This is a genomic window from Mycobacterium sp. NPDC050441, assembly GCF_040655355.1.
Classification (GTDB): Bacteria; Actinomycetota; Actinomycetes; order Mycobacteriales; family Mycobacteriaceae; genus Mycobacterium.
The window spans coordinates 135,538-148,285 of the sequence record NZ_JBFAJS010000012.1 but is presented as its reverse complement, the minus strand read 5'-3'; the positions used below and the strand labels follow the sequence as shown (position 1 = coordinate 148,285).

The window sequence follows — 12,748 nt, the reverse complement described above, 5'->3', positions numbered from 1 at the left end:
GATGATGCTGCACAGCATCGTCGACTTCGGAGACTGTGATCGAATACCTCGCTACTTCTGCAGCGTGAATTGATTAACGTCGAGATATCCGCCGCGGAAGAGGTCCGGACAACCGCTGAGGTACTTCATGTAGCGGTCATACATCTCGTGGGATTGCACGGCGATGGCCTGGTCACGGTGTTCTTCCAGGTTGGCCGCCCACTCCTCCAGGGTCCGCGGATAGTACTGACCGATCGGCTGCACCCTGGCCACCTTGAACCCGGCTTGTCGGGCGTGCTCCTCGACCATCGATGTCGTGGGCAACCGACCGCCGGGGAAGATCTCAGCCATGATGAACTTGACGAACCGAGCCACGTTCAGCGTCAACGGGATTCCCAGCCGCACCGCGTCCGCCTGGGTGATACCGCAGATCGTGTGCAGCAGCATCGATCCATCGGCGGGGAGCGCGTTGTAGGCCATCTTGAAGAAGGCCGGGTAGCGTTCGTGGCCGAAGTGCTCGAACGCACCGATCGACACGATCCGGTCGACGCTCCCGTCGAACTCCTCCCAGCCCTGCAGTCGAACCTCGACGCGGTGGCCGTTCGGGACTTTCGCCAGCTTGGCCGCGGCGTAGTCGCGCTGTGACCGGCTGAGGGTGAGACCGATGACGTTGACCTCATAGGTCTCGATCGCCCGCTGCAATCCCCCGCCCCAGCCGCAGCCGATGTCGAGCAGCGTCATGCCCGGCTGAAGGTTCAACTTGGACAGTGCCAGATCGAACTTCGCGTTCTGCCCCTCATCGAGGGACATGCCGGGGCGATCGAAGTAGGAGCAGGTGTAGCCCATCGTGGGGCCCAGGAACAGCTCGAAGAACTCGTCTGAGATGTCGTAGATCGACTGCAACGTCTCATAACGTGGACGTAGCGACGCCATGTGTTTGGATGGTAGCCCTCTCGGCTCCGCTACTGCGGTTGATTGGGGACCCCGGGGAACAACTGCTCGGTCGTACCCACCGTCACCCATCCGCCCAGCTTGGTCACCAGATGCGGCGCGAAGACCGAGGCATACACCGCATGCCCGACCACGATCGCGGCGATCACCGACAGCACCCCCGACTGCAGCCGGGTCTTGGAGATCTTGTCGGCCCACATCTCGATGACGTTGCGGCCCTGGGCATCGGTTCGGCCCAGCAGGTAGGTGAACACCATCATCTGCACACCCATCGCGATGGCGTCGTAGATGGGGTACTGGTGTTTGGTCCCCTCCCACAGGCCCAGACCTTCGATCACGTAGCCGTAGTAGAACAGGCCGAGACGCGCGCCGATGATCGCGTTGAAGAACAGCGCCCAGCAGAACCCGACGGCAAAACCCACCAGCAGCAGTGTCTGCGGCCGTCGCCAGTGCCACTTCCCGATCGCCCAGCGCCCCAGTGCGGCACCGATGATCGCCGGTAGTACGAAGTACCCCATGTAGCCGACGGGTACCGCCGACGGCAGCCCGCCCCAGGTCATGTCGAGTGGCCACCACGACGGCATCCGCGGCAGCGCGGGCGGAAACTGTGCATACATCGCCCAGTCGTAGGGTGCCTCGATCCAGGAGAACGAGAGCGCCGAGATACACAGCAACAGCAGCGGATGCAGGCGTCCGCGTCGGTAACTCAGGTAGATGCCGATAGCCAGGAAGCCCAGGCCGGTGAGATAGGCGAAGGCGACGCCGGCTTTGATCAGGAAGTCGACGCTCATCGCTCGACCTCCGGGACGAAGGCGCCACGCGCCTCAGGATCGAAATGGAGCACCAGCCCGACGATCAGGGCAATCAGGACGAGCAGGCTGCCTAGCATGATGATGGCGCCCACCACCACCTCCTTCTGTTGATTCGATGCCCGGTGCTACTGAGGACCGTTGGGCCACTTGAGCAATGAACCCGCGTCGACACGGATGTGTTGCCCGGTGATGTAGCGGCTGTCGTCGCTCGCCAGGAACACCCCTAGATTGGCCATGTCCTCCGGTTCGATGTACGGGATCGGCATGGCCTGGAACAGGTTGAACAGCGGTTCGGCATCTTCGCGGGTAGCCGTCTTCCCCGCGGCTTTGAGGTCGGGACGGAACACCCCGTACATGCCCTCGTTCTGCAGGAGGTGGGTGTTGCAGTTCGTGGGATGAATGGCGTTGATCCGGATCATCCGCGGCGCCAAATGCAGACACATCTCGTCGACGTACTCCATCACGATGCGCTTGCTCCAGCCATACCCGGCACCGCCCGGACCCATGTCGGGGCTGGTGGTGGTGCCGCGGATCATGCCTGCGGTCGAACCGGTGACGATGATCGAGGCACCGTCGGGCAGATGCGGAATCGTCACCGCGACAGTGTTCATCACGCCGAGCAGGTCGACGTCGGAGGCGTCGACAAAGCCCATCGGATCGGGATTCCCCATCGCCATCGGCAGGATGCCTGCGTTGGCGACCACGATGTCGATCCTGCCGAGGTCTGCGATACCCGCCTCGACCGCGTCGCGCAGTTCGTGGCGTTCCCGGACGTCGGCGACACGGGCGACGATGCGACGGCCGAGTTCCTTGACCGCCCTCTCGGTTTCGGCCAGGTCGTCGGGAGTGGCCAGCGGATAGGGGTTCGACGGGATGTCGCGGCAGATGTCGACGGCGACGATGTCGGCACCTTCGCGGGCCATCGCCAGCGCGTGCGCTCGCCCCTGCCCGCGGGCGGCACCGGTGATGAAAGCGACTTTGCCATCGAGCTTTCCGGCCATTGCATGCTCCTTTGGGTGTTCGGTCCGGCTCAGTCGAGCGGGGCAAAAGTGATGTGCAGGGCGCTCAGCCCACGCATGATGAATGTCGGTTCGTAGGTGTAGTCGCGGTTGTCCGGCGGGCCGTGGTGCTCGGGAGAGATCGTGATGTCGCTCATCCGGTCCAGGATGCGGTTCAGCGAGATCCGGCCCTCGGCGCGGGCCAGCGGTGCACCCGGGCAGGAATGGACCCCGCGGATGAACGCGATCTGTTCCCGCACGTTGGCACGGTCCGGCTGAAATACGTTGGGTTCCGGAAACTTCCGTTCATCACGGTTGCACGCACCGGGAAGCACCATGACGGTCGTCCCTGCCGGCACCTCGACATCACCGATGCTCGTGGTCCTACTGGCCATCCGGAAGTGCGATTTGACCGGGCTTTCCAAGCGCAGGGTCTCTTCGAGGAAGGCCGGTATCTTGCTGCGGTCCTCGCGCAGGAGCTTCTCGAATCCGGGGCTGTCCCCGATGAACCGCACCGCCGAACTCACCAGCTTGGTCGTGGTCTCCGTGCCCGCGGCGAACAGGAACGTCGACAGGTTCATCACGTCCTCGATCTCGGGCGTCGAACCGTCCTCGTAGAGGGCCTGCGCCAGCCCGGTCAGAACATCCTCACGTGGCGCGCGCCTGCGGTCCTCGATGTAGGCATAGAACTTCTCGTTGAGCCACTGCAGGGGGTTATGCGTTGTCGGTGCCTCTTTTCCGAGTTCGCCGACCGTCTCCAGCGCGAACGCCGCCTTGAACTCCTCGTGATCCTCGGCCGGGACGCCGAGCAGATCGGCGATGACCAGCAGCGAGAATGGTTTCGCGTAGTCCGCCAGGAATTCGCAGCCGCCCTTGTCGACGAATGTGTCGAGCTGCTGGTCGGCCAGCCGCCACATGAAGTCCTCGTTCTCCTTGAGGCGCTTCGGGGTGATCAGTTTGTTCATCAGACCGCGGGTGCGGGTGTGCACCGGCGGATCCTGTGAGGTGATGTGCTCGGCCATCGGAACCGCCGCGCGGTGCTGCTCGATCAGGTCGGTGACGTCATCACTGTCCCCTGGCCCGAACGGCATCCCGGAGAACGGACCCGCGACCGACACACAGGACGAGAACGCCGGGTCCTTGTAGACGGCCAACGCCTCGTCGTATCCGGTCACTGCCAGGACGTTGAACGGGGTCGCCTGGGTGACAGGACATTTGGACCGCAGTCGGTCGAAGTACGGGTACGGGTCCGGCACCAGCGATTCGTCGGTGAAGAAATCAACCGTTTCGAAATCTGTCACGAAGCGCTCCTAGTCACTTTTCCGCCATAGTTGTCATCCGAACAGAACGGGCAGCGAGGTCGGCGACCGGAAGACCTGCCCGCGGATGTGCGGGTCGTCTCCGTCCGGGTCCAGCCGCAGGTTGGGCAGTCGGTCCAGCAGAAGGTTGATGGCAGTGCGCATTTCGAGGCGTGCCAGGTGCATGCCGAGGCACACGTGTACCCCGTGACCCCAACCGAGGTTCCCCTTCGGGGTGCGGAAGATGTCGAACTCGTCGGGATTGTCCCAGCGGTCCTCCTGCCGATTCGTCGAGCCGAGCATCGGCAGCACCGAACAGCCTTCGGGAATGTGTACGCCGCCGAGCTCGGTATCGCAGGTGGTGGTGCGGGTGATGGTCAGCAGTGGTGGATTCCAGCGCACCGCCTCTTCGATGGCTTGCGGCAGCAGCGAGCGGTCGGCGCGGACAGCATCCAGTTGCGTTGTGTCCGAGAGCAAGGCGAACAGCAGATTCCCCAATGACCGATACGTGGTCTCCACGCCGGCGGGCAGCAGCAGTCGAAGGAAGGAGAAGATCTCGTCGTCGGTCAGCTTCTCACCGTCGATCTCGGCCTCGGCCAGGAGGCTGATCATGTCTTCCTTCGGTTCGGCACGACGGGCCTGCAGGATCGGCTCGAAGTACTCGCACAGCGCGGCCGACGCCGCCAGCCCCCGCTCCGGGTTCACGATCCAACTCAGCAGCGAGATGGACCAGCGTTGGAACTGCGGATAGTCCGCCTCGGGTAACCCCAGCAATCCGGCGATGATCCGGCTCGGGTAGTCGAAGGTGAATTCCTTGACCAGGTCGCCCTTGCCGTTGGCCGCGAACTTGTCGATGAGCTCATTGCCGACTCGGCCAACCAGCTCGTCTTCCCAACGCGCCAAGGCCTTTTGCGAGAACGCCTTCGACACCAGTGAACGCAGCCGGCCGTGCACCGGTTCGTCCATGCCCAGCATCACGCGCTCGCCGAGTACGGGGCCGAAGGCTGCGATGACACCGGACGACGAGTACGTCAGATTGTCCCGCAGCATCTGTTGGGCGTCCTCGTAGCGGTAGACGATGAATACCGGCTTGCCCTCCTCCCCCGGCATCGCGGACATGTCGAGCCGCTGGATCGGCTCCTCACGCCTGAGGCGGGCAAGCTCCGGGTACGGGTCTCGGACGTCACCCGAGACGGCGTCGTCGAACGAACCGAAGTCCTCGAGGTCATCAAATAACTGGGGCAAAGTTTCCTCCTTCAGGCTGCATGCGCTAGAGGGCCGGGTAGGCGACGGACTTGATCTCCGTGTACTGGCTGAATCCTGCGAGGCCGTTCTGGCGCCCGACGCCGCTGTTCTTGTAGCCGCCGAACGGTGTATCGGCGCCGTAGCCCGCGGTGCCGTTGAGCCCGATGAACCCGGCGCGAAGCCGCCGTGCGACAGCAAGCGACCGCTCCAGCGAGCTCGACATGACGTTGCCGGCAAGTCCGTACGGACTGTCGTTGGCGATCCGGATAGCGTCCTGTTCGTCCTCGTAGGGAATGACAACGAGCACCGGTCCGAAGATCTCCTCCCGGGCGATCGTCATCGAGTTGTCCACATCTGTGAACAGTGTTGGGCTGACCCAGAACCCCTTGTCGAACTGCTTTGGCGCCTCGGTGCTGCCGACGAGCATCGTGGCGCCTTCGTCGACACCCTTCCTGACATAGCCGAGGATCCGTGACTGCTGCTTGGCCGAAATGACGGGGCCGCAGAGGGTTCCGGGGTCCTGCGGATCACCGGGCGCGACGTTCTCGTAGATGGCCTTCAGGATCGCGACGCCCTCGTCGTAGCGGGAACGCGGCAACAGCATCCGGGTGGGGGCGGCACAGCCCTGCCCGGCGTGCAACAGGGGACCGATACCGATCAGGCAGGCGGTATCGAAATCCGCATCTTCCAAGACGATCGTCGCCGACTTGCCGCCGAGTTCGAGGAACAGGCGCTTCATCGTCGCGGCGCCTCTCTCCATGATCCGCTTGCCCACGGCTGTGGACCCGGTGAAGGAGATCATGTCGACCTTGGGTGACAGGGTCAGTTCTTCGCCGACGAGGTGGTCCGATGCGGTCACGACATTCACCACACCCGCAGGGATATCGGTGTGCTCGGCGATCAGCCGGCCGAGCCGCGTGGCGTTGAACGGGGTGTCCGGCGCGGGCTTGAGCACCACTGTGTTGCCGGTCGCCAGCGCCTGTCCCAGCTTGTTGATGGCGACCTCGAACGGAAAATTCCACGGCGTGATAGCACCGACCACCCCGACCGGCTCACGCCACACCTTGCGGGTGGTGTTCACCCCGGTGACGGAGACGACGGTGTCGCCGAGATCGGTTTCCCACGGGAACGTTTCAATGAGCCGGGCCGGATACTTGAGACCGTCGGCCAGCGGAGCGTCGAGCTGCGGGCCGTGCGTCACGGCCCGCGGAGCACCGGCTTCGGAGATGAGTTCCTCGCGCAACTCCTCCAGCTCGCCCACGATCGCCTCGTGCAGCTGTTCGAGGCACCGCTTGCGAAGTTGGTGGTCGGTCGACCAGTCCGTCTCGTCGAATGACCGACGGGCAGCATCGATCGCGCGGTTCATGTCGGCCTTCGAAGCATCCGAGACCTCTCCGAGGACCTCTTCGTTGGCCGGGTTGATGTTGGCGAACGTACCGGCCTCGCCATCGACGAGCTCGCCGTCGATCAGCATTCTCGATTCGAAGTCAGCCATGGTCTGTGTCTTCTCCTCGCAGTGCGCCGAACCGCGGGATGCCCATCATCAGCCGGGTCATCTGGTGCAACCCCGCTGCGGGAAGCAAACGGTTGGCAATCAACAACATTCGTGCATCAGGTCCAACGGCCGTCCTGACGAACGGCTTCGAGCTCCCGAGCGCCTCGGCCAGGCCCGCGGCGAACTTCTCGGGAGATTTGGCCGCGCGCTTCATCATGGCCCGCCCACGTTTGTCCATCGTGCGGTGGTGCGGCGCATACGGTCCCTGCAGATCGCGGTCGTCGGTGGTTCCGGCGTCGGTGATGATCTCGGTGTCGTAGGTGCCGGTGACCAGGATGGTGACGCCGATCCCGAATGGCGCCACCTCGCCCGCCATCGCCTCGCCCCACCGCTCCAGCGCACCCTTGACAGCCGAATACGGTGCGGTTGCGGGCATTCCGCGCACGCCGGCAGCACTCGATATGAGCACGATCCGGCCGGCCCCCGCCGCCCGCATGGACGGCAGAAGGGCCTTGGTGAGCGCCACCGGGCCGAAGACGTTCGTGGCGAACATGCGCTCCCAGAGGTCGGGTGATGTCTCCTCGACCATCCCCGCCGCAGAGATACCGGCGTTGTGCACCAACGCATACGGCGCACCGACGGCTTCCTCGATCGACTTGGCCGCCGCCGCGATCGACGCTCCGTCGGTGAGGTCGAGCTGGACCCCGATCAGCCTGTCGTCGTTCTCGGCGGCCCCCACCGCCGAGCGCAGCAGCGGCATCCCCGTCTCCGGGCTGCGCATCGCAGCCGCCACGCGCCACCCCTCGCGATAGAGGCGCACGGTCGAGGCGAAGCCGAGTCCCCGGGATGCACCGGTGATGACGACACTGCGGGGTTCACCCATTCTGGTTCTCCGGCGCGCACCGATCGCTCTTCGAGCCCAGCTCGACGTCGGGGTTGCGGGACGGCCCCTGCTGCCAGGTGGACCACTTGCCTACCGAGTAGGGTCCCTCGGCTCCGTTCGCCCGGTAATAGCCCTGCGGGTCATAAATCTTGGCCTCGGGATAGGGCCACGGGCACGCGACCGAGGTTGCCAGCCCGCTCGCCTTGATCGCCCAGAACCAGCCGCCGTAGGCGAAGTACGACACGTTGATGATCGCGAACATCACCAGGAACGTGCCGAGCACCGGCTTCGTCGGGAAGAGCTTCGCCTTCGCGGCGAGCTTCTCGGCGACCGATTTTCCGGTGTCGTCGCGGTAGACCAGGATCGCCGCGGGGACCATCACGAAGGTCACCGAGAGCGACTCCCAGATCAGCGGGAACTGGAAGGTGCTGCCGGGGAACAAAGTTCCGAACGGGATCGCCTGCGAATAGATGTAGAGGCCGGTCCGCACCAGGCTGACCTCCAGCATGGCGTCGAAGATGAAGCCGATCACCAGGACCAGACCGCCCAGGCTGATGAGCGGGTGCCGGGTGACGAACGCCTCCGGACCGTACTCGGCCTGCAACTTCCGCAGGATCCAGATGGCCGGGAAGTACGGCCCGAAGTAGAACAGTACGTAGCCGAACACGATGAACGGTTCCACCGTCGGCGACATCATGATCAGGTACCAATTCTCTGGCCAGTGCAGCAGCATCGGGTTGTACACCGCGTACGGCGACCAGTTCATGATCGGGTCCTGCCAGACGATCAGCGTCGTGCACAACACCATCAGCAACACCGGGCTGCCGGGGTTCTTCCGCCAGCCGCGGATGAAGGCGACGGTGAACACCACGACGATGATCACGGCGCCAGCCTGCGGGATGATCTGCCAGTGATCGAATGCCGTCAGGAATGCGACCGGACGGGGGCGCCCCTCGACGCTCGGGTTGGCCACCCGCGGGTCGACGTCCGTGCGTCCGACCGCGAGGAACAGTCCGAGGAAGCCGAGCCACGCGAGCAGGGCGATCACGCGGCCCCAGTTCGGACCCTTTCGCGCTGGTCTGTCGACCTGTGTATCCGGCGGTAGTGATTCCTGTGTCGTCATGATCATTACTCCCCGAAGCGATCGACCAAGTGCGAGTTGACCCCGTCCGCATCGAGCGTCCGGGCGACCAGGTACCCGGTGCCCATCCACGCACGCCGTGTCCACTTCCCCAGGGACACCCGGGTTCCGGGCGCGCCGGACGCCGCGGGCATCATCTTCACGCGCTCGAGGGCTTCTTTCACCCCGCGCGGGCTCAACGGATGCGCATCGGTGAAGGCACGCACCAGCGTGGCAGCGACATCATGGTTGACAACCGACACGCAGTACTCGGGCCGACTACCGTTGTACCGCTTCGCATACCGGTCCAGCCAGGCCTGCCCCACCGGGTTCCCCTCGTCGTATTGGTCGACCCCGATCCAGCCCAGAAATGCGTTCCACATGATCGGGTTGACCCATGCGTTCTGGAATGCGGTGGTGGTGAAGCGCGGAGGGTCCCAGTTGACAGCCTCAAGCGCCGGGTTGATGAAGACAATGCCGAAACCGAAACCGAGATGCACGATCGCCTCGGCCTTCGCTTCGTGCAGCGTGCTCACCGCGGAGCTGATGTCCTGTGCGGTCTGCGCGATCGCGGCTTCGGCGACAATGCGAATACCCTTGCGGGCACAGGCAGTTCGCAAATTCTTCAGATAGCTGTCACCGATGAGGTTCTGTTCCACCAGGACGCCGATCTCGGTCAGACCTCGCTTGGAGACCAGATCCGCCAGGAAGATGGGTTCGTCGGTCATCGATCCCTGAGGAAAGGCGAACGTCCACTCGCCCAGCCAATCGTCAGTTCCTGTGACGCTGATCGCCGGCACCTTGAAGCGCTCCTCGATCGCTTCCCGCAGTGGCACGCAGTTGTCGGTGATGTTCGGTCCGAACACCACCAGGCAGCCCTCGTCGACGAGCTCGCCATAAGCGTCGATAACCGCCTTGACCGAACCCTTCGGTAGCCCTTCCACCTCGCGGTAGATCATCTGCACCGGGCGATCCATGAGCCCCTGCTCGACCGCCTCTTCGAACACCAGGTCAAACGTCCGCGTGAACGACGCCATCAGTTCTTCCGGGAAACCCGGCGGGAGGGTGAAGTCCATCAGATAGCCGACCTTGATGGGCTGTGCAGTGCTCTCGTACGACATCTGACCTCCGTGTTTCGGCGTTCATCGGAGGAACGCCGTGGGCAGACCTAATATTTGTTCTGACAGTAATGGCGGCCGGACACACCGTCAATCACCAGATGCGGATCCGCCCAGGTAGACGTCGATCAACTCGTGCAACCCGCGCCCCACCGTGACGTCGTCGGTCAACGGTCCCGCGATCGCCACCCTGGCCGCCAACGCGACCGGTAGCCCTTCGGCGATGAGCCGTCCCGCCGCGATCAATACGCGGGTCGATGCGACTTCGCGCAACCCTCCGGCCTCCAGGCGCCGAATGGCCTGCCCGAACCGCACCAACTCGACAGCTGTGGAATGATCCACGCCCGCCTCGTGGGCGATGATGCCCTCTTCGACTTCAGGTGCCGGAAAACCGAACTCGATGGCCACCATCCGCTGGCGGGTCGAGTCCTTGAGGTCCTTGAGAACACTTTGGTAGCCCGGGTTGTAGGACATCACCAGGCCGAAACCCGGTGCGGCGTTCAGCGTGATACCGAGCCGCTCGATCGGCAACTGGCGCCGATAGTCGGAGAGGGGGTGCAACACCACAGTGGTGTCCTGCCGGGCTTCGACCACCTCATCCAGGTAGCAGATCGCACCCTCTCGCACCGCGCGGGTCAGCGGACCGTCCACCCAGACCGTCTCGTCACCGCGCAGCAGATACCGACCCACAAGGTCCGCCGTCGTGAGGTCGTCGTGGCAGGCGACGGTGATCAGCGGCCGCCCGAGGTCGTGGGCCATCGCCTCGACAAACCGTGTCTTACCGCACCCCGTCGGACCCTTGAGAACCAGCGAAAGACCTTGGCGGTAAGCCGCCTTGAACACGATCTCCTCGTTACCGACCGGCCGGTAATAGGGGCGCGTACTCACAGCCTGCGAATTGGCGCCGTTCTGGTGGGCGAGTCCGGACTCGTTGGCCATCAACACACCTTTCGTCGTATCCGCAACACTGCGGTACCGAAGTGAGCCTATCGCGGAACAGATGTTTGTTTCAACAGTTAGTCTCAGTGACGGCGCTAAGGCATTGACACGTCCAATGCCCCTCTGGCACTTGATATCACCGCCGCCAGATACCTCTACGACACCCGGCGACGAACCTCTCCGGAGCGGATCGCGGAGCGGAACAACGGGCCGATGACGCCGGCGAGCTGATCGGGACCGGAGATGGTGGCGTGTGCCGCACTACCGAAGACTCGCCGCAAGGACTCCACGTCGGTGCCGGCGCCGATGGTCAGACACACACAACCGGTCCCCCGGCGGCGCGCCTCGGTCAAGGCGCGTCTGGCATCGGCAGCACCGTAGGCGCGCTCGTAGCCGTGGTCATAGGCCAGTCCGTCGGACAGCACGACCAGTAGCCGGCGCGAGGTGCCACCGCGCTCCTCCAAGACCGCCGAACCGTGTCGGATCGCCGCTCCAAGCCGCGAATATGCGCCGGGCTCAAGGCTGTTCAGTCGCCGGAACACCTGCGCATCGAGGTGGTCGTCGAACCGCTTCACCGGAACCATGGTCACCGCCGACCGGCCCTGGGAGTAATAGGCGTACAGCGACACCCGATCGCCCAGATCGTGTAGCGCCGCCATCAGATGTGCCACCGCCGTGCGCTGCTGTTCATGCACGGTGCGCCCCACCGTGCCCGGCTCCGCGGTCGAACCGGAGATGTCCAACAGCAGCAGCACCGACAAATCCCGCCGGCGGCGCAGACTGTCCAGATAGACGGCCTCATCGGGCACCGATCCGGCCCGGACTTCGACACGTGCCTCGAGGGCTGCATCGATGTCGATGTCGTCGCCTTGGGGCTGGCGGTGCCGCCGATGTAGGCCCATGCCGAGGCGCGCCAGGGGGCGTCGCACGCTGATCGCACCCTCGATCTGTTGGGTGGCGTGCGGTTTGATCTGCGGGTCAACCTCGCGGACCGTGCACCAGTCGAGCCGGTAGACCCGGCGGTCGGCGTTCCATTCCGGGTACTTCACCCCGTCGGTCTTGACGTCGACGACTTCCTCCGACGAGACCGTGGCCAGCGATGAGACCGCATGTGCCCCGCGTTTCGTCGAGTTGGTGCGGTGTGTCGGCGAATCGGCACCGGGCGGCCCCCCGCCGTCACCACCTGTCTTGCGCGCCGATGACAACAGCTTCTTGAGCCATTTTCCGATGGCCCCGCCCCCGCCGACGGGGCTGGAGAACAGATCGGGGTCATCCGAGTCGTCGACGTTGTCCTCATCGAATTCCTCGAGTTCCTGCTTGCCACCCCGCCGCGGCACATGCCCCACCGACTGCTGATCGGCCGGCTTGGCCGCCGCGCACGCTGCCAGGACCTTCTTGACCTGGATCGCCCCGAATCCCGTCGGCGGATCAGGTAGCGCATCCTTTCCGCGCGCGATCTCCAGGGACGCCGCCGGCGAATCACTGCGTGCACCGATGCTGCGATCCGCCAACGCGCCCAGGGCGTTTGGCAACAACGCGTTGTTCGCCAACAACGCCCGGTGCGCCTCGACGGCGAGGTACCGCCTGGCGAGTCGCCGGTGCCGGACCAGCGTGCCGACCACCTCCGGGGCGAGACTGCCCGCCGCGATCAGCGACGCCTGCACCGCCACCGATTCGAGCCGTTCGCTTGCGGGGGCTGCGGGGTCGATGAACACGGTCCGGCCATCGGTCCACGGTGCGGCACCCGGGGCGGCGGCAGCCACCGCGACCGGACGATCTGCGAGCGCGGAGGCCAGCATGCCCAGCCCGGAAAACTGGCCGCCGTCGTCGCCACCGCCATCAGGCACCCGACACCTCCGCACCACTTACCCGCGTTGACCAAATATCTGTTCCACCGTAGAGTTCGACCC

11 protein-coding genes are annotated in these 12,748 nt (G+C 64.6%); all 11 read right to left on the bottom strand.

Translation table 11 applies throughout. The features are described from left to right. Positions 1-51: 51 nt before the first annotated feature. Positions 52-912, bottom strand: a complete 861-nt coding sequence (locus AB0I14_RS29050) for a cyclopropane mycolic acid synthase family methyltransferase (RefSeq protein WP_358029396.1) — start codon at positions 910-912, stop codon at positions 52-54. Between the two features lie 29 nt (positions 913-941). Next, entirely contained in the window at positions 942-1,721 is a 780-nt protein-coding gene (locus AB0I14_RS29045) for a spirocyclase AveC family protein (protein WP_358029393.1), read from the bottom strand. 146 nt (positions 1,722-1,867) lie between these two features. Further along, entirely contained in the window at positions 1,868-2,743 is an 876-nt protein-coding gene (locus AB0I14_RS29040) for a mycofactocin-coupled SDR family oxidoreductase (protein WP_358029390.1), read from the bottom strand. Between the two features lie 29 nt (positions 2,744-2,772). Further along, the gene (locus AB0I14_RS29035) at positions 2,773-4,041 is read right to left on the bottom strand and encodes a cytochrome P450 (protein WP_358029388.1); all 1,269 of its coding nucleotides are present in this window, start codon (positions 4,039-4,041) and stop codon (positions 2,773-2,775) included. Between the two features lie 33 nt (positions 4,042-4,074). Beyond that, a complete protein-coding gene (locus AB0I14_RS29030) occupies positions 4,075-5,283 on the bottom strand; it encodes a cytochrome P450 (RefSeq protein WP_358029386.1) in 1,209 nt (402 codons plus the stop codon). Positions 5,284-5,308: 25 nt separating this feature from the next. After that, entirely contained in the window at positions 5,309-6,778 is a 1,470-nt protein-coding gene (locus AB0I14_RS29025) for an aldehyde dehydrogenase family protein (RefSeq protein ID WP_358029383.1), read from the bottom strand. Further along, on the bottom strand, positions 6,771-7,661 hold the full coding sequence (locus AB0I14_RS29020) for an SDR family oxidoreductase (RefSeq protein WP_358029380.1): 891 nt from the start codon (positions 7,659-7,661) through the stop codon (positions 6,771-6,773). Before AB0I14_RS29020 ends, AB0I14_RS29025 begins: the two co-directional genes overlap by 8 nt. Beyond that, positions 7,654-8,784 (bottom strand): spirocyclase AveC family protein, encoded by a 1,131-nt coding sequence (locus AB0I14_RS29015; RefSeq protein ID WP_358029377.1) that lies wholly within the window; start codon positions 8,782-8,784, stop codon positions 7,654-7,656. Before AB0I14_RS29015 ends, AB0I14_RS29020 begins: the two co-directional genes overlap by 8 nt. A 5-nt stretch (positions 8,785-8,789) precedes the next feature. Beyond that, entirely contained in the window at positions 8,790-9,902 is a 1,113-nt protein-coding gene (locus AB0I14_RS29010; protein WP_358029375.1) for an ABC transporter substrate-binding protein, read from the bottom strand. An 87-nt stretch (positions 9,903-9,989) separates the two neighbouring features. Next, positions 9,990-10,838 carry a CbbQ/NirQ/NorQ/GpvN family protein gene (locus tag AB0I14_RS29005; protein WP_358029372.1) on the bottom strand — a complete coding sequence of 283 codons (849 nt, stop codon included), beginning with the start codon at positions 10,836-10,838 and terminating at the stop codon, positions 9,990-9,992. A 155-nt stretch (positions 10,839-10,993) separates the two neighbouring features. Continuing rightward, a complete protein-coding gene (locus AB0I14_RS29000; RefSeq protein WP_358029478.1) occupies positions 10,994-12,637 on the bottom strand; it encodes a VWA domain-containing protein in 1,644 nt (547 codons plus the stop codon). Positions 12,638-12,748 lie beyond the last annotated feature (111 nt).

Coding starts and splice junctions, on each gene's coding strand:
- AB0I14_RS29040 (WP_358029390.1), bottom strand. CDS start 2,743: ATGGCCGGAAAGCTCGATGGCAAAGTCGCTTTCATCACCGGTGCCGCC.
- AB0I14_RS29025 (WP_358029383.1), bottom strand. CDS start 6,778: ATGGCTGACTTCGAATCGAGAATGCTGATCGACGGCGAGCTCGTCGAT.
- AB0I14_RS29050 (WP_358029396.1), bottom strand. CDS start 912: ATGGCGTCGCTACGTCCACGTTATGAGACGTTGCAGTCGATCTACGAC.
- AB0I14_RS29020 (WP_358029380.1), bottom strand. CDS start 7,661: ATGGGTGAACCCCGCAGTGTCGTCATCACCGGTGCATCCCGGGGACTC.
- AB0I14_RS29015 (WP_358029377.1), bottom strand. CDS start 8,784: ATGACGACACAGGAATCACTACCGCCGGATACACAGGTCGACAGACCA.
- AB0I14_RS29000 (WP_358029478.1), bottom strand. CDS start 12,637: ATGCTGGCCTCCGCGCTCGCAGATCGTCCGGTCGCGGTGGCTGCCGCC.
- AB0I14_RS29045 (WP_358029393.1), bottom strand. CDS start 1,721: ATGAGCGTCGACTTCCTGATCAAAGCCGGCGTCGCCTTCGCCTATCTC.
- AB0I14_RS29005 (WP_358029372.1), bottom strand. CDS start 10,838: ATGGCCAACGAGTCCGGACTCGCCCACCAGAACGGCGCCAATTCGCAG.
- AB0I14_RS29010 (WP_358029375.1), bottom strand. CDS start 9,902: ATGTCGTACGAGAGCACTGCACAGCCCATCAAGGTCGGCTATCTGATG.